Origin of the sequence: Cellulosimicrobium cellulans (genome assembly GCF_007679345.1) — a bacterium.
Lineage (GTDB): Bacteria > Actinomycetota > Actinomycetes > Actinomycetales > Cellulomonadaceae > Cellulomonas > Cellulomonas cellulans_A.
Window position 1 is genome coordinate 93,257 of sequence record NZ_VEGH01000002.1, and the last position, 24,440, is coordinate 117,696.

A 24,440-nucleotide genomic window follows, 5' to 3' on the forward strand; every position below is an offset into this window, starting at 1 on the left:
GTGGAGCGTTCTGCCCGGACACGCCGGGCGTGTCGGGCAGAACGCTGCACCGGACCCCGCTGGAGGGCCGGTCGGGGCGCGCGCGAGCCCTGTCAGGACCCGTGGGCCGCCAGGAACCCCCGCACCAGCCGGACGAACGCCCCGGGGTCCGACATCGGCAGCCCGTGGTCGGCGCCCGGCACGACCACGCACTCCCCCGCGGGCAGCGCCGCCGCGATCGCCTCGGTGTGCGCCCGCCGGACCACGTCGTGCTCGCCCGCGGCCACCAGCACGGGCACCCGCACCCGCGCGAGCGCCCGCAGCGGGATGCGCGGCTGCCGGACCATCAGGTCGGTCACCTCGGCCCGCGCCCGCGCCGCCGGGTCGACGAGTCCGCGCGCCCGCTGCCCGATCCAGGCCGCCGTCACCTCCGCGCGCGTCCGCGCCGTCAGACCGCCGGGGTCGACGTTCGCCCCGTAGACGACCAGGGACCGGACGACCCCCGGGTGCCGCAGCGCCAGCATGAGGCCGACGTTGCCCCCGTCCGAGTAGCCCACGACGTCCGCGGCACCGGCACCGTGCGCCGCGTCGGAACCTCCGGTGGCCCGTGCACCCCCGCCCGCGCCCGAGGCCGCCGCCAGCACCGCCGCCGCGTCGTCGGCCATCCGCGCGATCGTGAGCGGCCCGCTCCCCCGCGGCGAGCGCCCGTGGCCGCGCGCGTCGGGCGACAGCACCCGGTGGTCGCGGGCCAGGTCGCCGGCGACGGGCGCGAGCGAGGCACCGTCCTCCCCGTTCCCGTGCAGCAGCAGCACCACCGGGCCCGATCCCGCGTCCGCCACGTGCAGCCCGGTCGCGTCCACGTGCCCGACGGTACCGCTCACCGGGTGCGCGGGACCCGGCGGGGCGGACCCGCCGGGTCGGCGGTCCAGGGCGCGCGCCGCGTCAGCCGGCCGCGATCCCCGGGGTGGAGCCGCGCAGCACGACCTCGCCGGCGAGCGGGACGAGCACCGGCTCGGCGGCGGCCGGGAGCAGCGCCAGGCGCGTCACCTCCTGCCCGATCCGTCCGAGCGGCAGCCGGACCGTCGTGAGCCCGGGCAGCACGTCCTGGAGGACGTCGATCCCGTCGAACCCCGCCAGCGCGAGGTCGTCCGGCACCCGCACCCCGGCCCCGTGCGCGGCGGCGAGCGCCCCGGCGGCCATCGCGTCGGTCACCGTGAACACGGCGTCCAGGTCGTCGAGGCCGTCGGCGAGCAGCCGGGACATCGCGTCGTGACCACCGGCGCGCGTGGCGGGGGCGGGCAGCACCCGCGCCGCCGGGACGGGCGCGCCGAGCGCGGCCAGCGCCGCCAGGAAGCCGTCGCGGCGGTCGGCCGTGGCGGCGTGCCCGTCGGACCCGCCCAGGACCGCGAACCGCCGGTAGCCCCGCTCGTGCAGGGCGCGCGCGAGATCGGCGGCGCCGTCGCGGTTCGCGGGCTCGACGCTGTGCACGCCGAGCCCGTCACCGCCGACCGCGGCCACGGCGCCACCGATGCCGCGGAACGACTCCAGCGCGGCCCGCACGGGCTGGTCGGCCCCGACGTCCTCCGCCCGGCCGCCCGCGAGGACGACCGCACGCGCTCGCTGCCGCTCCAGCAGGCGGACGATCTCCACCTCGCGCGCGGCGTCGCCGCCGGTCGAGGCGAGCGTCAGCGTGAGCCCGGCCCGGTCGGCGGCCTCGGCGACGCCTGCGGTGATCGCCGCGTAGTACGGGTCGGCGATGTCGGGGACGACCAGGCCGAGCGAGGTCGTCCGCCCCCGGGCCATCGCCTGCGCGATGCCGTCCGGCGAGTACCGGAGCCGGGCCGCTGCTGCCTGGACCCGCTTGCGCAGGTCCTCCCCGACGGTGCGGTTCGCGGAGCCGTTCAGGGCGCGCGAGGCGGTCGCGAGGGAGACCCCCGCCTCGCGGGCCACGTCGCTCAGCGTCACCTGTCCGGGCATGCCAGCCACGGTAGGCGTTTCCCCTCGCGGCCTCCCGGGGGCGGTGGGTGCAGGCACCCAGGTCAGAGCGCCGCGGGCGGGTGAACCGGGCCGGGCCGCCGGCACCCCCGGTCACCCGCCGCCGGCGACCCGGTCCCGGACGCGCCGAGGGCCGGGCCGCACCCCTGGGGTGCGACCCGGCCCTCCGTGGTCGGTGCGTCAGGCGGGCAGGAGGCCCGTGCCGCCGTCACCGGACGACGCGATCGGCGGTGCCGGCGGGACGTCCGTGCCGGAGCCCGGGGTCCCGGCGGTGCGGGCACCCGCGCCGACCGGCTCCTTCGAGCGCGGCCCGCGGTCCTCGCCGCGGAACACGAACTCGCCGAGGAGGCCCTCGCCGTGCGCGTCCACCACGATCTGCTGACCCGCGTGCAGCTCGCCGAACAGGATCTTCTCGGACAGCGCGTCCTCGATCTCCCGCTGGATCGCACGGCGCAGCGGCCGGGCGCCCAGGACCGGGTCGTAGCCCTTCTCCGAGAGCAGCTTCTTGGCCGCCTCGGTGAGCTCGATGCCCATGTCCTTGTCCCGCAGGCGGGCGTCGAGCTTGGCGATCATCAGGTCGACGATCGCGAAGATCTCCGGCTGCGAGAGCTGCGGGAACACGACCACGTCGTCGACGCGGTTGAGGAACTCCGGACGGAAGTGCGTCTTGAGCTCGTCGTTGACCTTGGACTTCATGCGCTCGTACGACGTCGACAGGTCGCCGCCGGCCTGGAAGCCGGTCTGGACGCCCTTGGCGATGTCCCGGGTGCCGAGGTTCGTGGTCATGATGATCACGGTGTTCTTGAAGTCGACCACCCGGCCCTGCGAGTCGGTCAGGCGACCGTCCTCGAGGATCTGCAGCAGCGAGTTGAAGATGTCCGCGTGCGCCTTCTCGACCTCGTCGAACAGGACGACCGAGAACGGCTTCCGGCGCACCTTCTCGGTGAGCTGGCCGCCCTCGTCGTACCCGACGTAGCCGGGGGGCGAGCCGAACAGCCGCGAGACCGTGTGCTTCTCCGAGAACTCGGACATGTCGAGCTGGATCAGCGCGTCCTCGTCCCCGAACAGGAACTCGGCGAGCGCCTTGGCCAGCTCGGTCTTCCCGACGCCCGTGGGGCCGGCGAAGATGAACGAGCCACCGGGGCGCTTCGGGTCCTTGAGCCCGGCGCGCGTGCGGCGGATGGCCTGCGAGAGGGCCTTGATCGCCGACTCCTGGCCGACGACCCGCTTGTGCAGCTCGTCCTCCATGTGGAGCAGGCGGCTCGACTCCTCCTCGGTGAGCTTGAACACCGGGATCCCGGTGGCCAGCGCCAGCACCTCGGCGATGAGCTCCTCGTCGACCTCGGCGACCGCGTCCAGGTCGCCCGACTTCCAGGCCTTCTCCTTCTCCTGGCGCTTGAGGCCGAGCTGCTTCTCGGCGTCGCGCAGGCGCGCCGCCTTCTCGAAGTCCTGCTCGTCGATCGCGGACTCCTTGTCGCGGCGCGTCTCGGCGATCTGCTCGTCGAGCTCGCGCAGCTCCGGCGGGGCCGTCATGCGGCGGATGCGCAGGCGGGCACCGGCCTCGTCGACCAGGTCGATCGCCTTGTCCGGCAGGAACCGGTCGTTGACGTACCGGTCGGCCAGGGTCGCGGCGGCCACCAGGGCGCCGTCGGTGATCGAGACGCGGTGGTGCGCCTCGTACCGGTCGCGCAGGCCCTTGAGGATCTCGATGGCGTGCTGCAGGTTCGGCTCGGAGACCTGGATGGGCTGGAACCGGCGCTCGAGGGCCGGGTCCTTCTCCACGTACTTGCGGTACTCGTCCAGGGTCGTCGCGCCGACGGTCTGCAGCTCGCCGCGGGCCAGCATCGGCTTGAGGATGCTCGCGGCGTCGATCGCGCCCTCGGCGGCACCCGCACCCACGAGGGTGTGGATCTCGTCGATGAACAGGATGATGTCGCCGCGGGTGCGGATCTCCTTGAGGACCTTCTTCAGGCGCTCCTCGAAGTCACCGCGGTAGCGGGAGCCGGCGACCAGGGCGCCGAGGTCCAGCGTGTAGAGCTGCTTGTCCTTCAGCGTCTCCGGCACGTCGCCCCGGACGATGTCCTGGGCCAGGCCCTCGACGACGGCGGTCTTGCCGACGCCGGGCTCGCCGATCAGCACCGGGTTGTTCTTGGTGCGGCGGGACAGCACCTGCATGACCCGCTCGATCTCCTTCTCGCGCCCGATGACCGGGTCGAGCTTGCCCTCGCGCGCGGCCTGCGTCAGGTTGCGGCCGAACTGGTCGAGGACGGCGGAGCCCGAGGGCTGGCCCTCCTGCGGGCCGCCGGCGGCCACGGGCTCCTTGCCCTGGTAGCCGGACAGCAGCTGGATGACCTGCTGGCGGACGCGGTTCAGGTCGGCGCCGAGCTTGCCGAGCACCTGGGCCGCGACGCCCTCGCCCTCGCGGATGAGGCCGAGCAGGATGTGCTCGGTCCCGATGTAGTTGTGGCCGAGCTGCAGCGCCTCGCGCAGCGACAGCTCCAGCACCTTCTTGGCACGCGGCGTGAACGGGATGTGCCCGCTCGGGGCCTGCTGGCCCTCGCCGATGATCTCCTGCACCTGGGCGCGCACCGCGTCGAGCGAGATGTTGAGCGACTCGAGCGCCTTGGCCGCGACACCCTCCCCCTCGTGGATGAGACCCAGGAGGATGTGCTCGGTGCCGATGTAGTTGTGGTTGAGCATCCGCGCCTCTTCCTGGGCGAGGACGACCACGCGACGGGCTCGGTCCGTGAATCTCTCGAACATGTGCACTCCTCACGAGCGGCGTGCTCGCCGGCGCGGTCGGGCTCTGCGGCCCGGTCTCCCACGCACGGCGAGGCGGCGTTGTTCGATGCTAACGGCGGGGGGTGCGTCGGGCGTCCCGTGTTCGCCCCTGGCGTGAAGAGGGCACTGTCAGCATCCCCGCCCCGAGCGCACGAACCCACGGCAGTGGTCCGGTCAGCGGCCGGGCCGCCGCCGCCCCGCCCGCCGGGCGAAGGCCTCGATCGCGCCCAGCACGTCCGGCGCCTGCCAGGTGCGTCCCCACCGCGCAGCCGACATCGGGGCCAGGACCCCCGCGTCCACGAGGGAGTTGATCGCGTTGAGCGCCGCGCGCCCGCTGGTTCCGGTGAGCTCCGCGGCCACGTGCGCATCGACGACGGGCCGGGCGAACAGGCCGTCGGCGAGCCGCCACGCCGCGGCATCGCTCCGCGCGCGGATGGTCTCCCGCCACCGTGCCCGGATCGCCTCGATGTCCGCGGCCAGCGCGCGCCCGTTGACCACCGCGGCCAGCGCCGCCTCGGCGACCTGCTCGACGACGGGACCGATGTCGCCCGCGCGGTAGGCGGTCAGAGCCCGGAAGTAGGCGCCCGTGTCGCGGAGGAGGCCGGCGGAGACGGGGACCGTGGTGCCGACCGCGACCCCCGCGCGGCGGAGCATCGTGTGGAGCAGCACGCGGCCGGTGCGGCCGTTGCCGTCGATGAAGGGGTGGATGGTCTCGAACTGGGCGTGCACGAGCGCGGCGTGGACGACCGCCGGGATGTCGGTGCGAGCGGCGAAGGACTCCAGGTCGTCGATCAGGCGCGGGATGTGCTCGTGGTGGGGCGCGACGTAGTCGGCGCCGTGCGGGGACACGCTCGAGGCACCGATCCACACCTGCTCGTCGCGCCACCGCCCGGAGTGGTCCGGCTCGTCGATCAGCAGGCGATCGTGGATCGCGAGGATCAGCTCGGACGTCACGACGTCGCCGGCGTCGATGGCCGCCGACATGGCGCGGGTGTTCGCGACGATGAGCCGCGCGTTCGACCTGTCACCGAGTCCGAGCTCCGCGAGCGCGATGTTCCGCGCGCTCGACGTCAGGTGCTCGATCTGCGACGACGAGGCGGACTCGCTCCGCAGCAGGATGGCCGGCATCGGCAGCGGCAGGTGAGCCACGTCGGCATCGAACCGCGCCATCTCCGCCGCGACGTCGTGCGTCAGGACGAGCAGATCAGGTTCGAGAGGAACCGGGACGTCGGCGATCTCGGGGACGACTGCGGCCTTGTAGGGCCGATCGAGTCGGATCCGCTCGAACACGGTGAGCCGCCCCGGGTCGATGCTTGACGTCCAGGGGCGTTCTTCCGCGCCGATGGCCGGCCACGGACTCGGGGCGGCGGGTACCGGGGGCACGGGAGTGGTGCGCACGATCGGCTCTCCCTTCGGCGCGCTACGGGCACCTTTGGAAGGTTAGACCATCTTCCTTCCACAAACGCCGTTGCTTACTGACGGTTTCCTCGCAGGCCGCGCGGCATGGGGCGGCCTGCCCGATCGTCACAGCGCGCCTCGGCCGCGCAGACCCGTCCGGGAAGCCGGGTCCGCGGCAGGATGGGGACCGTGGACGAGGTCGGGGTCGGGCGGGTCTACGAGGCCGGGGACGGCAGGCGGCGGCGGGTGCTGGTCGACCGGCTGTGGCCGCGCGGCGTGCGGCGGGACGACCCGCGGGTGGACGAGTGGCTGCCGCGGGTCGCGCCGAGCACGGAGCTGCGGCGGTGGTACGAGCACCGGGCGGAGGTCCACGACGAGTTCGCCCGGCGGTACGCCGCGGAGCTGGCCGACGGCGAGGGCGCCGAGGCGCTGGCCCACCTGGCGGACGTGGCGGCCGCCGGCCCGGTGACCCTCGTGACCGCGACGCGCGAGGTGGCGCTGAGCCACGTGCCGGTGCTCGCCCGCCTGCTGGCCGATCGGGCCCGCTGAGCCCTTCGCGGGGACCACGACGCCCGCGACCGCGCACGCGACACGTCGAGCGAGCATCCGCCGGGTACTCGCTCGACGTGTCGGTTGCCCGCTCGACGCGGCCGCCGCTCTCAGTACGTGAAGCGGGCGACCCGGCCGCGCAGGTCCTCGGACATGCGCGCGAGCTCGCCGATGGCGTCGCCCATCTGCCCGAGCGTCTGCGAGGACGTCGCCGTCGCCGACGCGACGCCCGTGATGTTCACCGCGATCTCGCCGGAGCCGGTCGCGGCCTCGGCCACCGACCGGGACATCTCGGTGGTCGTCGCGGTCTGCTCCTCCACGGCCGAGGCGATCGTCAGCTGGTAGTCGTTGATGGTCGCGACGATCTCCGCGATCTCGCCGATCGCCGAGACCGCTCCGGCGGTGTCGCCCTGGATGGCCTCCACCCGCCGGACGATGTCCTCGGTCGCCTTGGCCGTCTCCTGCGCCAGCTCCTTGACCTCGCCGGCGACGACGGCGAAGCCCTTGCCGGCCTCCCCGGCCCGCGCCGCCTCGATCGTCGCGTTCAGCGCCAGCAGGTTCGTCTGCTCGGCGATGCTCGTGATCACCTTCACCACGTTCCCGATCTCCTGGGACGACGCCCCCAGCCGCGCGACCTGGTCGTTCGTCACCGCCGCCGCGTCCGTCGCCTGACCCGCGACCTTCGCCGCCTGCGAGGCGTTCTGCGCGATCTCCCGGATCGAGGCCCCCATCTGCTCGGCACCCGCCGCCACCGTCTGCACGTTCCGCGACACCTGCTCCGCGGCCGCCGCCACCACACCCGCCTGCGCGGAGGTCTCGTCCGACCCGGCCGCGACCTGCGACGAGGCAGCCGACAGCTCCTCCGCCGCGGCCGCCACCGCCTGGGAGGTCTCCACGACCCCGGCCATCGTCGCGCGCAGGCTGGTCTGGGCCGAGGACAGGGCCGACGCCATCTCGCCCAGCTCGTCGCGCGAGCGCACGGCGGGCTCGCGGGTCAGGTCCCCCGTCGCCATCGCCTCGACGGACGCGCGCACCCGGGATGCGGCGCGCGCCATGGTCCCCGAGACGCGCAGCCCGGCGAGCAGCGCCGCGAGCACGCCGGCGACGAGGAGCACGGCGGTCACGACCCGGCCGGTCGCGGCCGCGGACGCCGCGTCGTCGGTGGCCTGAACGGTGCGCTCGCGCAACGAGTCGAGCAGCGCCGTCGTCGCGTCCCCGATCGCGTAGTAGACGTCGTACGCGTCCCCGGTGACGAGGGCGTCACCGGCGTCGAGCGCCTCGGGCGTGCCCTCCTCGTACGCGGCGACGACACGGTCGTCCGCGGCGAAGAAGTCCTGCCACAGCGACGCGATCTGCTCGAACGTCGCGGACTCGTCCGCGGTGAGCAGGTCGGTGTCGACGGCGTCCAGCGCCGCCTGCAGGGTCTGCACCGACTCGAGGTAGCCGGCGCGGTTGGCGTTGTCCGCGGCGACGGCCTCCGGCCCGCCGATCCGCCGGGTGTCCCAGGCGTACGCCACCTGCCAGCCCGAGACGTCCGCGTTCATCGTGCGGACCTCGCCGACCTCGGTCGAGACCTCCTGGAGCTCCGCCAGCCGGTCGTTCGCCGCCGACACGCGGCCCAGGAACACCTGCGACCCCACCCCGGCGACCACGGCGGTCGCCACGCCGATCGCCGCGACCCCCAGGACCTTCGCCCGGAGCCCGCTCCACCGCCCTCGCCCGTTCGGCACCGCGCCCATCGTCCGACCTCCGCTCGCCCGTCCCCCGTCGACGTCCGGATCGGCGGGGGCGCGGCCGGACTGAGCCCCCCGGCGGGCGAACCCGGGAGGCGCCGGTCACAGACGGCGACGGGCCGGGCACGCCGCGTCGGCGCGCCCGGCCCGTCGCCGGAGCGGGTCCCTCAGAACCCGAGGCTGCTCATGTCCGCGATCTGGTCGGCGGTCGGCGCGGTGATGTCGACCGGCTCGCCCCAGCCCGAGAACGTGACGTCGGTGGTGGCCCCGGCGACCTCGGTGGTCACCCGGCGCATCTGGTCGTCCGCGTCGATCCAGTAGCTGTAGGTCAGCTCCGGCGGCATCGTGGTGCCCGCGGCGGCGAGCTGCTCGGCGACGGCGGGGTCGGTGAGCGCGGACGAGTCGACGACGACCGCGTACTCCTGCGCGAGCGCGCCGCCGACCTCCTGCGGCTCGCCGACCTTCTCGAACGACTTCACGGCGTCCGCGAGCCCGGCGAGGGTGCCCGTGGGGTCGAACTGCCCCTCCATGCCGGCGAACGACTGCGACAGCGGGTTGCTGGTGTCGTCCGGGTCGATCTGGAGGTACTTGTCCCCGGTGAGCTCCGGCATCTGCATGTAGACGATGCCGCCGACCATCTTGAAGTCGATGGTGCCGGTCCCCGGGACCTCCATGGTCATGGCCAGGTCCTGCGCGCCGTCGGTGTACCGGATGACGCCCTTCGCGGTCTGCGAGGCCCCGAAGCCCGTCGTCGTCATGTCCATCGTCACGGTCCCGGCGGCCTGGGCCGCGGCGGTGACGCGCTCGACGAAGTCGTCCTTGGTCAGGTCGAAGTCCGACTCGACCTCGGCGACCTCCTCGGCCGGGGCCGAGGCCTCGGCGCCCGCGGCGGGCTTCTCCGCCTTCTCGCCGGAGTCGGAGGAACAGGCGGACAGGCCCAGGACAGCGACCGCCGTCAGGGACAGGGCGGCGATGCCACGCGTGACGCGCATGGGAAGGACTCCTCGGTCGTGGGGAGCCGGCCGCCGACGGCGCGGCACGGGCGCACGACGTCGCCGCCGCCCCCTGCGCGCCGGCCGCGCGGCGCGGCTCGGTGCCCGACGACCGTATCCCGCGCCCCAGTCCCCGTGCGCCCGCTGTGCGCCGGCTGGACGCCGCGTCACCCGGACGGACCACGGGGCGCCGGCTGCGAGACTGGACGCATGCCCACCGCCACGACCGCCACCGAGCCCGTCCTCGACCCGCCCGTGCTGCCGGACGTCGACCAGGTGCGCCTCGTCGTCTCCGACATGGACGGCTCGCTCCTGGACGAGCGCGGCCGCGTCCCCGAGACGTTCTGGCCCGTGCTGGACGAGCTCGAGCGGCGCGGGATCGCGTTCGCCCCGGCCAGCGGGCGGCAGTACGCGAACCTGCGGGAGCTGTTCGGCCCGCGCGGGGACGACCTGGTGTTCATCGCGGAGAACGGCTCGTACGTCGTGCAGCACGAGGAGGCGCTGTCCACGGACCCGCTGCCCGCGGAGGTCGTGCCGGAGGTGGTCGGGCGGGTGCGCGAGCTGGCGGCCCGGGGCGCCGACGTCGGCCTGGTGCTGTGCGGGCAGCGCGCCGCGTCGATCGAGCGGGTGGGCGACGCGTTCGCCGAGCACGCCCGCCGGCACTACGCGCGGCTGCAGGAGGTCGACGACGTCACCGCGGTGGACGACGTGGTGCTGAAGATCGCGGTGTTCGACTTCGGGTCGGTCGAGGACGCCACGGCCCCGGCGTTCGCCGACCTCGCCGACCGGCTGCGCGTCGTGGTGTCGGGGCAGCACTGGATCGACGTGATGAGCCCGGCGGCCGACAAGGGCCACGCGCTGCGCCGGGTGCAGGAGCGGCTGGGCGTGACGCCGGAGCAGACGATGGCGTTCGGGGACTACCTGAACGACGCCGGGCTGCTGGACGCGGCCCGCTGGTCGTGCGCGATGGACAACGCGCACCCGGACGTCCGGGCACGGGCCCGGTACGTCGTGCCGGCGAACAGCCGGAACGGGGTCACCCGCACGCTGGCCGCCGCCCTGGGCATGCCGCCGGTCGCGTGACGGCCGGCGCACCGCGGGGCGCCGCGCGCCCGGCCGTCACCAGGCGTGCAGCACCGGCGCCTCGCCGGGGTACGTCTCGAACACCGCGCGCTCCGCGGGCGTGAACGGGCGCGGCTCGTGCGTCCCGCGGTCGAGCTGCACCATCCGGGACCGCGCGCGCAGGTAGACGACGGGCTCCGCCCCGCCCGCGCCGGCGACGTCCAGCACCTCGTAGCCGAAGTCCACCGACGACCGGCCGGTGCGCGGCACCCACACGTCGACGGCGATCGGCTCCGGCCGGAACGCGAGCGGCGCGAGGTACTCGATCTCGTGCTTGACGACGACCAGCAGCGAGTCGGTGGGCCGGCCCGCGGGGTCGACGCCCATCGACGAGAACAGCGCGAACCGGGCGTCGTCGAGGAACCGGAGGTAGGCCGCGTTGTTGACGTGCGCGAACAGGTCGACGTCCGACCACCGCACCTGCATCGTCACGCGTCCGCGCCGGCCGGGGGTGGGGGCGGTGTCTGTCACCGGCCCAGGGTAGGTCGCCCGCGCGGGCTCAGCCGTCCGCCGCGGCGCGCAGGGCCGCCACGTCGAGCTTCTGCATCCCGAGCATCGCCTGCATCGCCCGCTGCGCCCGGGCGGGGTCCGGGTCGCCCAGCAGCTCGCCGAGCGCGCGGGGGACGATCTGCCAGGACAGGCCGTACGGGTCCTTCAGCCAGCCGCACTGCGAGGGCTCACCGCCGCCGGCGATCAGCCCGTCCCACAGCCGGTCGACCTCGTCCTGGGTGTCGACCGACACGAAGAACGAGAACGCCTCCGTGAACCGGAACTGCGGCCCGGCGTTCAGCGCCTCGACGGGCAGGCCGTCGAGCTCGAAGGACACCGACATCACCCGGCCGGCCATCCCGTCCGGTGCGCCCTCGGGGTACGTCCGGGTCTCCGTCACCCGCGAGTTCGGCAGGAGCGAGGTGTAGAGCGCGGCGGCCTGCTCGGCCTGGGAGTCGAACCACAGGAACGGGTGCACGCTGGTCAGCACGGGACGCCTCCTCGTCTCGGGTGGACCCAGTGTGCCCCGGGGCCTCGTGCCCGGCCCTACGCCGGCTCGGCCAGGGCCGCGAGCGACCGGGCCGCGAACCGGGCCGTCCGGAGCGCCGCCTCGGTGTCGCGGTCGGCGAGCCAGACCGTGGTCAGCCCCTCCGTCGCCATCACGAGCGCCCGCGCGGCCTGGTCGAGCGGCACGGTCCAGCGGCACCGCGCCGCGAGCGCCGCGGTCGACAGCGTCGCGCGCGCGGACTCCTGGTAGACCGCGTACTGGGCGACGAGCGCCCCGCGCTGGCCCGGCGTCCGCATCGCGTACAGCGCGAGCTCGAGCAGCGCCTGCTCCCGCTCCGGGCGGGCGACCAGGTGATCGACGTAGCGCTCCAGGCCGCCGGCGATGACGTCCTCGAGCGCCGGCGGCCCCGCGGGACCGTCGACCGCTCCGTCGCCGCCCGCCGTGGCGACGGGCAGCAGGCCGGTCTCCGCGGCGCGGCGCTCCTGCTCGGTCACCTCGACGATGACCGCCTCGAGCAGGTGCTCGCGGGACGGGAACGCGTAGTGCAGGCTCGCCAGGGACATGCCCGCCTCGGCGACGACGGCCCGTGTGGTCGCCGCCGCGACGCCGTCCCGGGCGATCACCCGGACCGCTGCGTCGACCAGCTCCCGGCGCCGCTCCGCCACCGCCATCCGCGGCATGCCCCACCCCCTCGACCCGGTCGGGAGTGTGGCGCACGCCCGCCCGCGCGTCACGGCGCCGCGCGGGCGCCCGGGCCGACGTCAGCCGCACGGGTGGTCGCCGGCGGGCGTGTCAGCGGGACGTGAGCGTCGTGTGAGCGGCGGCCCGGAGGGTGGTGGCCGTCAACCAGGGAGGACCACCACCATGACCACATCCACGGGCGGCAGCACGTGGGCCGTCGAGGCCCGCGGGCTCGTCAAGACCTTCGGCGACAACCGCGCGGTCGACGGCATCGACCTGCAGATCCGGACCGGTGCCGTCTACGGCTTCCTCGGCCCGAACGGCGCCGGCAAGACCACGACCATCCGCATGCTCGCGACGCTGCTGCGCCCGGACGCCGGCACCGCCACCGTGTTCGGCCGGGACGTCGCCCGCGAGGCCCAGGCCGTGCGGTCGCTGATCGGCGTCACCGGCCAGTACGCCTCCGTCGACGAGAGCCTGTCCGCGACCGAGAACCTCGTGCTGTTCGCGCGGCTGCTCGGCCTGTCCCGGGTCGACGCCCGCCGCACGTCGGCGGCGCTGCTCGAGGAGTTCGGGCTCACCGAGGCGGCCGCGCGCCCGCTGAAGAACTTCTCCGGCGGCATGCGCCGGCGCCTCGACCTGGCCGCCTCGCTCATCGCGCAGCCGCCGCTGATCTTCCTGGACGAGCCCACCACCGGCCTCGACCCGCGCACCCGCCTGCAGATGTGGGAGACCGTGCGCCGGCTGGTCGCCGGCGGGTCGACCGTCCTGCTCACCACCCAGTACCTCGACGAGGCCGACCAGCTGGCCGACCGGATCGCCGTCATCGACCGCGGGCGGCTCGTGGCCGAGGGCACGGGCGCGCAGCTCAAGGCCTCCGTCGGCACCTCGCGGCTGCAGATCGGCCTGGCCGAGCCGGCCGACGAGCCCGAGGCGCTGCGGATCGCCCGCTCGGTGCTCGGCGTCGAGCCGACCCGCGCCAGAGACGGCCGGCTGTCCGCCCCCGTCCCCACCGCCGACTCCGCCGGCGACCTGCTGGTCGCCCTGCGGTCCGCCGGCATCCCGCTGCACGACATCGCCGTGCAGGAGCCCACGCTCGACGAGGTGTTCCTCACGCTGACCGGGCACGCCTCCACGGCGCCCGCGCCGGCCGAGGACGCCGCCGACCGCGACCTCGAGGAGGCCCGCGCATGACCACGCTCACCCCGACCCGACCGGCCGCCCCGGCGGTCGACCCGCAGGCCCTGGCCCGCGCCGCCAGCAACCGCGTCACCCTCGGCGCCACCGTCCGGCAGTCGTTCTCGATGGGCTGGCGCGGCCTGCTGAAGGTCCGCCGGACGCCGGAGCAGCTGTTCGACGTGACGCTGCAGCCGATCCTGTTCACGCTGATGTTCACGTACATCTTCGGCGGCGCGATCGCGGGGGACGTGCAGTCCTACCTGCCGTTCTTCATCCCCGGCATCCTGGTGCAGACGGTCATCACGACGTCCGTCGTCACCGGCGTGCAGCTCCGCGAGGACATGGACAAGGGCGTGTTCGACCGGTTCCGGTCGCTGCCGATCGCCCGGATCGCCCCGCTGGCCGGCGCGCTGCTCGCCGACACCATCCGCTACCTCATCGCCACGACGCTGACGATGGTGATGGGCCTGATCATGGGCTGGCGGCCGGACGGCGGCGCCGTCGGGGTGGTCACCGCGGGGCTGCTGGTGATCGTCAGCGCGTGGGCGCTGTCCTGGATCTTCGCGTTCTTCGGCGTGATCGCCCGGTCCGCGTCGTCGGTGCAGGGCATCTCGATGATCGTGCTGTTCCCGCTGACCTTCGCGTCGAACGCGTTCGTCCCCGCAGACACCCTGCCCGGGTGGCTGAGGTCGTTCGTCGACGTGAACCCGGTGTCGCACCTGGTGACGGCCGCGCGCGACCTGACGGTCGGCAACGGGATCACCGCGGACGCGGGCTGGGCGCTGCTCGGGGCCGCGGTCGTCGTGGCGGTGTTCGCGCCGCTGACGGTCCGGGCGTACATGCGCCGGGCCTGAGCGGTCCGCGCGGCGGCCGCCCGGCCCTCGCGGCGCCCGGCCCCCCGCGGGGGGCCGGGCGCCGTCGCCCGCGTCAGGCCGCGCCGACCCCCGCCGCGCGCAGCAGCGCGAGGGCGCGGAGCACGTCGTCACCGTGCCCGAGCGCCGCGGCCCCGGCCCGCGCCCGCGCCACGGCGGCCTCGCCGTACCGGGCGGCCGCGAGCGCCAGGTGCGGGGCCAGCACCCCGCACGGGAAGTCCTGCCGCGCGCCGATGCGCTCGGCCAGCGCGAGCAGCTCCAGGCCGCCCGGGTCCTCGGGCGCCACGGCGATCCGCCACGACCCGACCCCGGTCAGCAGCGTGCCGAGCACCGGCCGGTCGGTGAACCCCGCCCGGCCGGTGAGGTCGTCCTCGCGGATCGCGCGCACGGCGTCCCGGATCGCCGGCTCGTCCGCCCGGCCCTCCAGCACGTGCGCCGCGAGCGCCGCCCCGACCGCGACCAGCACCCACGGACCGGAGTTCCCCCGCGATGCGGCGCGCGCCAGCAGCGCCCGGTACCGGGCCAGCCCGCGGTCCACCTCGCCGCGCCCGCGCTCGGCCTCCGCGAGCCCGAGGCCGGACATCACCTCCGCGTCGCGCACGTCGGTGGTCGCCCGGGCCACGTCCTCGAAGACCCGCTCCGCCTCGTCCCACTCGCCCAGGCTCAGCAGGGTCACGCCGTAGACCTGCTCCAGGCTGTCCTCGAACGCCTGGACCATCAGGTCGCGGTGGGTGATCTGCGGGGCCGCGAGGGCCGTGCGCGCCGCGGTCAGCCAGTCCATCGCCTCCCGGGGGCGCAGGCTCTGGCTGTACGCGCCCGCCAGCGACACCGCGGCCATGACGGCGGTCCACGGGTCGTCCGTGTCGACGGCCAGGTGGTAGGCCTCCTCGGCGTACCCGATCGACGCCGTGAGGTCCGCGTCGTTCTCCGCGAGCGACCAGGACGCCAGCAGCGCGAGCCGCCGGCTCGGCAGGTCGGTCGAGGCCCGCGCCCGGCCGAGCAGCCGGAGGAGCGCCGGGGGGTCCGCGAACCGGTCGACGGCGTCGGCCAGCAGCCGCGCGACCGGGCGCAGGCCGCCCACCGCCGCGGCGCGGCGCACCGCGAGCCGCGCGCGGGCCCCGGCCCGCAGGTCGCCGAACATCAGCTCGGCGCCGGCCAGCATCGCCAGGGCGAGCACCGCGGGCTCGGGGTCGCGGTCCGGCGTCCAGCCGTCGCTCGCCGCGAGGACGCCCCGCTGGACGTCGTGCAGCTCCTCGTGGGCGCCCTGCAGCATCCAGCGCAGCCCGACGACGGCGAAGATCGCGAGCACCGTGCCGGGCCTGCGGGTGCCCGCCGCGAGCTCGCGGCGCAGCAGCGCCACCAGGTTGTCGTGCTCGACGTCGCCGACCGGGTCGAGCAGCACCCGCTCGGGGCTGCCGGCGCGCCGGACGATCCCCGACGCGACGTCGTCCGCCCAGTCCAGGACCGCGTCCCGCACCCGGTCCTCCTCGCCGAGCGCCGCGACCTCGCGCTGGCCGAACTCGCGCACCGTCTCGAGCATCCGGTACCGGACCTCGCCGGTGCGCGGCTCCTCCTCGACCCCGAGCAGCGACTGCGCGACCAGCGCGTCCAGGTCGTCGAGCACCGCGGACTCGCCGGCCTCCCCCGCGACCAGCGCGAGCGCCGCCGGCAGCCCGAAGCCGTCCGGCAGCACGGCCGCCCGGCGGCACAGCGCCCGCTGCCGCTCCGTGAGCAGGTCCCAGGACCACGCGATGACCGCCAGCAGGGTGCGGTGCCGCTCGGGCGTGCCCGCGCCGCCGGACACGAGCAGCGCGAACCGGTCGGACAGCCGGCGCTCCACCTCGGCGACCGTGAGCGACCGCGTCCGCGCCGCGGCGAGCTCGATCGCGAGCGGCAGGCCGTCCAGGCGGGCGCACAGCCGCTCGACGACGTCCGCCGGGAGCGTCACGCCCGGGCGCACGGCGGTCGCCCGTTCGGTGAACAGCCGGACCGCCGCGCCGGGGCCGCCGTCCGCGTCCCGGGTCGGCAGCGGGTCCAGCGGGTGCACCCGCTCCCCCGGCACGCCCAGCGGCGCGCGGCTGGTCGTCAGCACCTGCACGCCGGGCAGCGTGCCGACCACCTCGGCGACCCAGGTCGCGACCCCCTGGAGCACCTGCTCGCAGTTGTCCAGCACGAGGAGTGTCGGCTGCTCGCCGAGCCGGTCGAGCACCCGCTCCGCCAGGGTGCGCAGCCGCTGGTCCGCCACACCGCCGCGCCGGGCCGCCGCCTCGGGCACCTGGAGCGCGCCCGCCAGGGCGGGCAGCACGTCCGGGTCGTCGCGCACCGAGGCGAGCTCGGCGACGTACACCGCGCGGGACCGGCCGGCGGCGCGCCGGGCGACCTCCTGCACCAGGCGGGTCTTGCCGAGGCCGCCGGTGCCCAGCACGGTGACGACCGGGGCGGCGCCGAGCAGCGCCTCGACGGCCGCGATGTCGGCGTCCCGGCCGATCAGCGCGTTGGGGGCGACGCGGAGCCCGTGGGCGGCCGGCGCGGGCGGGAGGACCGCCGCGGGGACCGGCGCGCGGGCGGGAGCCGGGGCGGGCGGGAGCGGGGCGGCCGCCGTCCCGGCGAGCAGCTCCAGGTGGAACGCCGCGACCTCCGGGGCCGGGTCCGTGCCGAGCGCCTCGCGCAGCCGCTCCCGGTACGACCCGAACGCCGCGACCGCCTCGGTGCTCCGGCCCGCCGCGTGCAGCGCGCGCATCCGCAGCAGGTGCGCCCCGTCGTCGAGCGGCGCGAGCGCCAGCAGGTCCTGGGCGGCCGCGAGCGCGCCGCCGTCGCCGAGGTCGAGCAGCGCGGCCGCCCGCACCCGCAGCAGGTCCCGGCGCAGCGCGTCCGCGCGGGTGGCCAGGGCGTCGACCAGGTCGGGCGCGGTGGCGCCGGTCCCGGGCTCCCCGTCCCACAGGGCGAGGGCCGTCCCGGTCGCGGCCGACGCCGCCGCCGCGTCGCCCGCCGCCAGCGCCGTCCGGGCGGCGGCGAGCGCGTCCGTCGCCCGGAGCAGGTCCACGCCGTCGCGGTCCGCGCCGAGCGCGTAGCCGGCCGCGGTGGACGCGAGCAGGCCCGGGTGCGCGCCGCGGAGCCGGGACACCAGCGTCTGGAGCGCCGCGCGACCCGACGCCGGGGCACCGTCCGGCCAGGTCTCGTCCACCGCCCGCGCCGTGGACAGCCCGCGGGGCTCGAGGGCGAGCGCCAGCAGCAGGTTCGCGCCCAGACCGGTCACCGGCAGCAGCGCGCCGTCCGGGCCGGCCGCCCGGACCTGGCCCAGGACGGCCAGCCGCAGCGGCCCTGCGGCGGGCTCGGGCGCGGGACCAGGCACCGCGGCAGTCTAGGTCGCGCACGCCCCTCGGCCGGCGCACCTCACCACCCGGGTGGTCGGGCCCGCCGTCCCCGGCGGGAGCGGGCGCCGCACGTGGATGCGCAGCGGCGACGGTGCAGGCAGGGGGCTGCGCCGTCGCCGCGCGCTGCTGCCCATCGTGGTGCCGGTCACGCCGCGGCGCCCGGGACGTCGGTCCCGGGGCGCGCACGGTAGGTTGGGGCCATGCGCCTGCACGTCGCCGACCACCCGCTCGTCGCCCACAAGCTGTCGGTGCTCCGGAACAAGGAGACGTCGTCCCCGACGTTCCGCAAGCTCGTCGACGAGCTGGTGACCCTGCTGGCGTACGAGGCGACCCGCGACGTCCGCACCGAGCCGGTCGAGGTCGTGACCCCCGTGGCCACCACCACCGGCGTGAAGATCGCCGAGCCGCTGCCGCTCGTCGTCCCGATCCTGCGCGCCGGCCTCGGCATGCTCGACGGCATGACCCGCCTCATGCCGACGGCCGAGGTCGGGTTCCTGGGCATGCAGCGCGACGAGACCACGCTCGAGGCGATCACCTACGCCAACCGGCTGCCCGAGGACCTGACGGGCCGGCAGTGCTTCCTGGTCGACCCGATGCTCGCGACCGGCGGCACGCTGGTCGCCGCGATCGACTACCTGTTCGCCCGCGGCGCGCGCGACGTCACCGCCGTGTGCCTGCTGGCGGCGCCCGAGGGCCTGAAGGTGGTCGAGGAGGCCGTCGGCGACCGGGGCGACGTCACCGTGGTCGTCGCGGCCGTGGACGAGCGCCTGGACGAGAACGCCTACATCATCCCGGGGCTCGGCGACGCCGGGGACCGGCTGTACGGCGTCGTCTGACGCCCCGCGGCGGGCCGCGCCCGCCGTCATCCGGTCTCGGCCGCTGAGACCCTGCACGGAAAGCCCTTGGCGCCCCGCCCGGCTGCTGCCACCATCGGGGGCGTGATGCTCCGCCGACGCCCGACCGACGCCTCCCGGGCGTCCGCCGGCGTCCGCCCGGGAGCGCATCGCACGCGCTGTTGGTCCTGACGCACCGCCGTCCCCCCCGACCACACCCCGGCCGCCCGCCCGCACGCGGCCCCGCGCACCCCGGAGCACACCGTGGCACGACCCCGCACCCCCGCAGCCCCACCGGCACCCCGGCCGGGCGCCGCGCCCGCGGACCCGCACGCCGCGGGCACCGCCGGCCGCGCCGGCTTCGTGCTGTACGTCGGCCTGCAGGGCGACGGCCCGGAGCTCGACGCCGGGCACGCCGCCGACCTGGCCGAGGTGGCCGAGGCGCTGCGCGACCTCGCTCGCGACCTGCTGCCGACCGCGGAGACGTTCACCGCGCTCTCCCTGGTGCCGACCGGCCGCGAGGACGACGTGCAGAGCATCCGGCGCCGGCTCGCGGGGCTCCGGCCCCTCGGCGGCGCGGCCGGGATCGCCTGAGCCACAGCACCCGGCCGTCACGCAGCGGCCTCCCGGTCCCGGCCTGAGTGCTCCACCCGGTCCGGGTCCGGGACCCCTCACTGGGGGCCGATCGGCCACCCAACCTGGCGCGTCCTGCTACTCATCGGTGTGCAACGGGCCCGGTTCCCGCCTAGCGTGATCAGTGCGACGACCACCGCGGACCGGGCCCTCGGGCCAGGACCCCACGAGGTCTCGCGGTCGCCCGACGTTCGCCCCCCTGGCGTCGGGCGACATGGCCGGTCCTCGGTCCGAGCACGACATGGCCCCCTGCCAGGGCCGGGGACCGGCCGCCCGAACGTGCGGCGCCACGGCGCGCCGCACACGCGCGGCCCGGGCAGCGGGTGCGGCGCCCGGGCCGCGCTCCTACCGTGGACGCATGCGCATCGCCATCGCCGGAGGCCACGGTCAGATCGCCCGCCGTCTGAGCAGGCTGCTCGCCGAACGGGGTGACACGCCGCTCGCGATCGTCCGGAACCCGGACCACGTCGCCGACGTCGAGGCCGACGGGGCGACCGCCGTGCTGCTCGACCTGGAGCAGGCGGACGCCGCCGCGCTCGCCGCGCAGCTGTCGGGCGCCGACGCGGTCGTGTTCGCCGCGGGTGCCGGCCCGGGCAGCGGGGCCGAGCGGAAGGACACCGTCGACCGCGGTGCCGCCGCCCTGCTCGCGGACGCGGCCGAGCAGGCCGGGGTCCGGCGGTACCTGCTGGTGTCCTCGGTCGGCGCGGGGTCGGAGCCGCCGGCCGGCACCGACGAGGTGTTCGCCGTCTACCTGCGCGCCAAGACGGCGGCCGAGGAGGACCTGCGCCGCCGGGACCTCGACTGGACGATCCTGCGCCCGGGGGGCCTCACGGACGACGCCGGCACCGGGCACGTGCGCCTCGGCGCCGAGGTCCCCCGCGGGCAGGTGACGCGTGACGACGTGGCGGCCGTGCTCGTCGGACTCCTGGACGAGCCGCGCACGGCGGGCCTGGTGCTCGAGCTGTCCGAGGGCGCCACCCCCGTCGCGGCGGCGGTCGCCGCGGCCACCGAGCGCGAGGACTGACCGCCGGGGCGGGCCGGACCTCGCCCGGCCCCGGACGCAGCGCGGCCCCGCCCCCGGCGAGGGGGACGGGGCCGGCGCACCTCGGCGCGCGGGTCAGACCGGGCTGTAGGTGAGGCAGTCGGCCAGGTCGTGGCCGGCGCCGACGCGCACGGCGTCCGCCGCGCAGGTGAGGTGCTCGTTGTGCGTGCAGTCCGCGCGCTGGCAGGCGCCGACGTGCGAGCCCACCCGGTCGAGCCCGCCCTTCACGTTGAGCGGGATGAACGTCGCGCACTTCGCGTCACCGGCCGAGCCGGCGATCGTGATGGCCGCGGCGCTGCAGGCGTGCTCGTGGTTGTACGAGCAGCCGTCGACCGAGCACTCGGAGACGGGGGGCTGCTCCATGAGGGTGCTCATCGCGGGACCTCCGGGTCGTGGGGGCGTGCCGTTCCTGACGGGACGACGGTAGGTCGCGCATTTCCGGGCGTCTAGCCAGGAAGGCCTTCCTCACTCGCGTCGCCGCAGGTCAGGGCCGTTGCCGCCCGCGAGATCAATCGCCGTCGGGCGCGGTGCCCACATTCTTCAACGAGGGCGTGACGTATTTCCGCCCCCGCCGCCCTCGTCCGGACCGCGCCGTGCGCCCGCCCGCCGGAGCAGCGCCGCCGTGACCCGGCGCAGCAGCACGCCGACCAGCGCGGCGGGCACCGCGACCGCCCAGACCCGCGCGTCGGTGGGGTCGAGGACGAACAGCCGCTGGCCCAGGGGCGTGCCCACGGCGAGGGCCATGCCCAGCACCATCGCCGCGACCAGGCCCACCTTCCAGGGCCGCAGCGGCCGGGCCACCTCGACCAGCACGTCGAACGCGGTGAGCACGAGCGCGAGGAACGCGGCGGTGGCGGCCCGGACGTGTGCGTCCTGGCCGTCGCCCACCACCGCCCGCGCCACCGCGTAGGCGCCGTAGGCCGCGGCGGCGACCGCGACGCCGCCGGGCACGGCGGAGGTGAGCACCCGGCGGACGAACCCGGGACGGGCCGGCTCCTCGTTCGGGGCGAGGCCGAGGACGGTCGCGGGGATGCCGATCGTGAACCAGGCGATCAGCGTCACGTGCCGGGGCAGCAGCGGGAACGGGACCGTGGTGACCGCGACGACCAGCGCCAGCAGGATCGAGTAGACGGTCTTGGACAGGAACAGCGTCGCGACCCGCTCGATGTTGGCGATGACCCGGCGACCCTCGGCCACGACGTGCGGCAGCGTGGCGAAGTCGCTGTCCAGCAGCACGATGCGTGCGACCGCGCGGGCCGCCGGGCTGCCGTTGCCCATCGCCACGCCCACGTCGGCGTCCTTGAGCGCCAGGACGTCGTTCACGCCGTCCCCGGTCATCGCGACGGTGTGCCCGCGGGCGGTCAGCGCCCGCACCAGGCCGCGCTTCTGCTCCGGCGCGACCCGCCCCAGCACCACCGCGGACTCCGCCGCGTCCGCGAGCGCCGCCGGCTCCTCGGGCAGGTCGCGCGCGTCCAGCACGGCGCCGGCGGGGAGCCCCACCTGCCCGGCCACCGCGGCGACCGCGTTCGGGGCGTCGCCGGAGACGACCTTGACCGCGACGTGCTGCCGCGCGAAGTACGCCAGCGTGCCCGCGGCCTCGGGCCGGATCCGCTGGTCCAGCACCACCAGGGCCGCCGCGGTCCGGCCCGCGGGCAGCGCCGCCGCGTCGAGGGGGCCGTCCAGCTCGGCGAGCGCCAGCACCCGGCGGCCCTGCGCGGCCTCCGCGGCGACCCGGTCGAGCGCCGGGTGCCCGGGCAGCAGCAGCACGTCCGGGGCGCCCAGCGCCCAGGCCCGGCCGTCGCCGGTCCGCACGCCCGCCCACCGTCGGGCGGAGGAGAACGGCACGGCGTCGGCCGCGGGGGGCCCGGGGCGGTCCCCCACGTGCTCGATCACCGCGCGCAGGCTGGCGTTCGGCCGCTCCTCGGCGGCGCCGAGCGCGGCGAGCACGGCCGCCACCTGCCCCTCGTCCAGCGCCGGGTCCAGCACCTCGACGGCCCGGACGCGCATCCCGTCCTCGGTCAGGGTGCCGGTCTTGTCGAAGCACACCACGTCGACCCGGGCGAGCGCCTCCATGGCCGGCAGGTCCTGGACCAGGCACTGCCGCCGGCCGAGCCGGATCACGCCGACCGCCATGGCGACGCTCGTCATCAGCACGAGCCCCTCGGGCACCATCGGCACCACGGCGGCCACCATGCCGCGCAGCGCGTCGCTCGGGGCCTGGTCGTTGATCCACAGCTGGTTGACCACGGTGAGCGCCGCCACCGGCACCAGCGCCCAGGTGATGTACCGCAGGATGCGGTCGATGCCGGCGCGCAGGTCCGACGACGGCTTCTTGAACGCCGACGCCTCCCTCGCGAGCCGCGCGGCGTACGCGTCCTCCCCGACCAGGCTCGCGCGGAGCACCCCCGACCCGGCGACGACGACGCTGCCGGACAGCAGCCGGTCGCCGGGCGCGGGCAGCACCGGCTCGGACTCGCCGGTGAGCAGCGACTCGTCGACCTCCAGGCCCGCGGTGCCGACGAGCTCGCCGTCGACGGGCACCTGGTCCCCCGCGGCGAGCCGGACCAGGTCGTCGACGACCAGCTCCGCGGGGTCGAGCTCGGCCACGCCCTCGGCGCGCTGCACGGTCACCGGCGACCGGTTGAGCAGCGCGAGCCGGTCGAGGGTCCGCTTCGCGCGGATCTCCTGGACCATGCCGGCGGCGCTGTTCACGACGATGAGCAGGCCGAACAGGCCGTCGAGCAGGTGGCCCGTGCTCAGCACCACGAGGAACAGCACCAGGTAGATCGCGTTGACCCGCGTCAGGGTGTTGCTGCGCACGATCTCCGCGAGGCTGCGGCTCGTGCCGGTCTCGACGCGGTTGACGTCGCCCCGGGCGACGCGCTCGTCCACCTCGTCGCGCGTCAGCCCGCCGAGCGCCACGGCCTCCTGGTGCACCATGCCCTCGACGGTAGCGGTGCCCGCGGGCGTCTCGGCGCCGTCGCGCACCGCTACTCAGCACGCGTGGCGGGACCCGCGGCCGCCGGGCCCGCACGCCGCGCCCGCGGCCGGGCGGCGTCCACCTCCGCGTTGAGCACGCCGCCGAGCAGCACGGCGATGCTCGACAGCCAGATCCACAGCGCGCCCGCGAGCACCAGGCCGAGCATCTGCGCCGCCGCCTGCACGACGGCCGCGCTGCCCGCGTCGGCGCCCGGCGTCTCGGGCACCGCCACGCCCACGTACGCGACGAACCCGGCCGAGACCAGCAGCACCCCGAGCGTCCCGACCACCGCCCCCGGCAGGCACCGTCGCCAGGTGCTCACGACGTTCGGCGCGTACCGGTAGAGCAGGACCAGGAACGTGCCGCCGAGCGCGAGCACCGCCGGCCAGCGGAGCACCGACCACGCGGCGCGGAACGCGTCCCCGAGCCCCAGGCGCGCCGCCAGGACGTCGCCCCCGCCGAGCAGGGGCCCCACCACGACCAGCAGCAGCACCGCCACCAGGGTGACCAGCGCGCCGATCGTGAACCCGAACCCGAGCAGGTACTGCGTCACGACGTTCTGCCGGGAGGTCACCCGGTACGCGTCGTCGAGCGCACGCACCGCCGCCCGGAACATGCGGCTGGCGAGGTACAGCGTGACCACGAGCGCCCCCAGCGCGAACCCGCCGCGCTCCTCGTCCAGCAGGCCGTCGACCAACGGGGCGAGCACGTCGCCGGCCACCTGCTGCGCGAAGACCGTCGCGAGCCCGTCCACGACGGTCGTGCGGATCTCCTCCACCTGCGCGTCGCCGAGCAGCGGCCGGAGGTACCCGAGGCTGGCGCCGAGCGCGGTCGCGATCGGCACCAGCGAGATCAGGGCGTAGTAGGTCATCTCGGCGGCGAGACCGGTGATCCGCACCTCCCCCGCCCGCACGACGGAGCGCACGCCGATCGCCGTGACGTCCCAGCCGCGCACCGTCCCCGGGTGCCGGTCGGCCAGCCGGACGGCCCGCTCCGCGAGGGTCGGCCCGCCCGCGTGCCGCGCACGGCGCCGGGCCAGCGGCGGCCGCAGGGCGCCGACCACCCAGCCGGCCGCGGCGATCGCCAGCGCCCCCGCGACCGCCGCGGCGGCGCCGCACAGCACGGCGCGTCCGGCCCCGGTGCCCACCGGCGCCAGCGCGATGCCCGCCACGCCCGCGGCGGTCCAGGCCAGGATCGTCGTCGCCGGGACGGGCAGCCGGTCCCGCACCCACGCGAGCCGCCGCGCCAGCACCGCCACGGCGAGGCCGACGAGCACGAGGACGAGGAGCACGGCTCAGGC

20 protein-coding genes are annotated in these 24,440 nt (G+C 76.1%); 7 read left to right on the forward strand and 13 right to left on the reverse strand.

What is annotated here, in order from left to right; translation table 11 throughout:
• Positions 1-92: 92 nt before the first annotated feature.
• The 4 genes from FS882_RS02750 to FS882_RS02765 all read right to left on the reverse strand — a co-directional run bounded on the left by FS882_RS02750 (position 93) and on the right by FS882_RS02765 (position 6,045).
• The gene (locus tag FS882_RS02750; protein ID WP_187365102.1) at positions 93-839 is read right to left on the reverse strand and encodes an alpha/beta fold hydrolase; all 747 of its coding nucleotides are present in this window, start codon (positions 837-839) and stop codon (positions 93-95) included.
• 82 nt (positions 840-921) lie between these two features.
• Positions 922-1,956 (reverse strand): LacI family DNA-binding transcriptional regulator, encoded by a 1,035-nt coding sequence (locus FS882_RS02755; protein WP_158370627.1) that lies wholly within the window; start codon positions 1,954-1,956, stop codon positions 922-924.
• Positions 1,957-2,154: 198 nt separating this feature from the next.
• Positions 2,155-4,737: an ATP-dependent Clp protease ATP-binding subunit gene (locus tag FS882_RS02760; protein WP_158370629.1), complete on the reverse strand. Its 2,583-nt coding sequence runs from the start codon at positions 4,735-4,737 to the stop codon at positions 2,155-2,157.
• Between the two features lie 192 nt (positions 4,738-4,929).
• Positions 4,930-6,045: a Fic family protein gene (locus tag FS882_RS02765; RefSeq protein WP_262348026.1), complete on the reverse strand. Its 1,116-nt coding sequence runs from the start codon at positions 6,043-6,045 to the stop codon at positions 4,930-4,932.
• A gap of 288 nt (positions 6,046-6,333) precedes the next feature.
• Between FS882_RS02765 and FS882_RS02770 the strand changes: the two genes are divergently transcribed.
• Entirely contained in the window at positions 6,334-6,702 is a 369-nt protein-coding gene (locus tag FS882_RS02770; protein ID WP_158370631.1) for a DUF488 family protein, read from the forward strand.
• A 110-nt stretch (positions 6,703-6,812) separates the two neighbouring features.
• On the opposite strand, the gene FS882_RS02775 is transcribed toward FS882_RS02770, so the two are convergent.
• Entirely contained in the window at positions 6,813-8,441 is a 1,629-nt protein-coding gene (locus FS882_RS02775; protein WP_158370633.1) for a methyl-accepting chemotaxis protein, read from the reverse strand.
• A gap of 161 nt (positions 8,442-8,602) precedes the next feature.
• Positions 8,603-9,427, reverse strand: coding sequence for a hypothetical protein (locus FS882_RS02780; RefSeq protein ID WP_158370635.1), 825 nt, complete (start codon positions 9,425-9,427; stop codon positions 8,603-8,605).
• Positions 9,428-9,637: 210 nt separating this feature from the next.
• Between FS882_RS02780 and FS882_RS02785 the strand changes: the two genes are divergently transcribed.
• The gene (locus FS882_RS02785; RefSeq protein WP_158370636.1) at positions 9,638-10,510 is read left to right on the forward strand and encodes a Cof-type HAD-IIB family hydrolase; all 873 of its coding nucleotides are present in this window, start codon (positions 9,638-9,640) and stop codon (positions 10,508-10,510) included.
• Between the two features lie 36 nt (positions 10,511-10,546).
• On the opposite strand, the gene FS882_RS02790 is transcribed toward FS882_RS02785, so the two are convergent.
• The 3 genes from FS882_RS02790 to FS882_RS02800 are packed head-to-tail and all read right to left on the reverse strand — an operon-like array spanning position 10,547 to position 12,226.
• Positions 10,547-11,020 carry an acyl-CoA thioesterase gene (locus FS882_RS02790; protein ID WP_262348028.1) on the reverse strand — a complete coding sequence of 158 codons (474 nt, stop codon included), beginning with the start codon at positions 11,018-11,020 and terminating at the stop codon, positions 10,547-10,549.
• Positions 11,021-11,048: 28 nt separating this feature from the next.
• Complete coding sequence (locus FS882_RS02795; RefSeq protein ID WP_316043612.1) at positions 11,049-11,528, reverse strand: VOC family protein; 480 nt, start codon at positions 11,526-11,528, stop codon at positions 11,049-11,051.
• Between the two features lie 56 nt (positions 11,529-11,584).
• Positions 11,585-12,226, reverse strand: coding sequence for a TetR/AcrR family transcriptional regulator (locus tag FS882_RS02800; RefSeq protein ID WP_262348029.1), 642 nt, complete (start codon positions 12,224-12,226; stop codon positions 11,585-11,587).
• 184 nt (positions 12,227-12,410) lie between these two features.
• On the opposite strand from FS882_RS02800, the gene FS882_RS02805 reads away from it, so the two are divergent.
• Together FS882_RS02805 and FS882_RS02810 are read left to right on the forward strand one after the other, a co-directional pair.
• Positions 12,411-13,421 (forward strand): ATP-binding cassette domain-containing protein, encoded by a 1,011-nt coding sequence (locus FS882_RS02805; RefSeq protein WP_158370638.1) that lies wholly within the window; start codon positions 12,411-12,413, stop codon positions 13,419-13,421.
• Positions 13,418-14,260, forward strand: a complete 843-nt coding sequence (locus FS882_RS02810) for an ABC transporter permease (RefSeq protein ID WP_158370640.1) — start codon at positions 13,418-13,420, stop codon at positions 14,258-14,260. Before FS882_RS02805 ends, FS882_RS02810 begins: the two co-directional genes overlap by 4 nt.
• Before the next feature lie 73 nt (positions 14,261-14,333).
• On the opposite strand, the gene FS882_RS02815 is transcribed toward FS882_RS02810, so the two are convergent.
• Positions 14,334-17,630 (reverse strand): AfsR/SARP family transcriptional regulator, encoded by a 3,297-nt coding sequence (locus FS882_RS02815; RefSeq protein ID WP_158370642.1) that lies wholly within the window; start codon positions 17,628-17,630, stop codon positions 14,334-14,336.
• 222 nt (positions 17,631-17,852) lie between these two features.
• Between FS882_RS02815 and upp the strand changes: the two genes are divergently transcribed.
• The 3 genes from upp to FS882_RS02830 all read left to right on the forward strand — a co-directional run bounded on the left by upp (position 17,853) and on the right by FS882_RS02830 (position 20,142).
• On the forward strand, positions 17,853-18,488 hold the full coding sequence (upp, locus tag FS882_RS02820; RefSeq protein ID WP_154730806.1) for a uracil phosphoribosyltransferase: 636 nt from the start codon (positions 17,853-17,855) through the stop codon (positions 18,486-18,488).
• Positions 18,489-18,749: 261 nt separating this feature from the next.
• Positions 18,750-19,079 (forward strand): hypothetical protein, encoded by a 330-nt coding sequence (locus FS882_RS02825; protein ID WP_158370644.1) that lies wholly within the window; start codon positions 18,750-18,752, stop codon positions 19,077-19,079.
• Between the two features lie 397 nt (positions 19,080-19,476).
• Complete coding sequence (locus FS882_RS02830; protein ID WP_158370646.1) at positions 19,477-20,142, forward strand: NAD(P)H-binding protein; 666 nt, start codon at positions 19,477-19,479, stop codon at positions 20,140-20,142.
• A 93-nt stretch (positions 20,143-20,235) separates the two neighbouring features.
• On the opposite strand, the gene FS882_RS02835 is transcribed toward FS882_RS02830, so the two are convergent.
• The 3 genes from FS882_RS02835 to FS882_RS02845 form a co-directional block, all read right to left on the reverse strand.
• Positions 20,236-20,535, reverse strand: a complete 300-nt coding sequence (locus FS882_RS02835) for a DUF1540 domain-containing protein (protein ID WP_158370648.1) — start codon at positions 20,533-20,535, stop codon at positions 20,236-20,238.
• A gap of 165 nt (positions 20,536-20,700) precedes the next feature.
• Positions 20,701-23,100, reverse strand: a complete 2,400-nt coding sequence (locus FS882_RS02840) for an HAD-IC family P-type ATPase (protein ID WP_158370650.1) — start codon at positions 23,098-23,100, stop codon at positions 20,701-20,703.
• Positions 23,101-23,150: 50 nt separating this feature from the next.
• Positions 23,151-24,431: a YihY/virulence factor BrkB family protein gene (locus FS882_RS02845; RefSeq protein WP_158370652.1), complete on the reverse strand. Its 1,281-nt coding sequence runs from the start codon at positions 24,429-24,431 to the stop codon at positions 23,151-23,153.
• Positions 24,432-24,440: the final 9 nt, after the last annotated feature.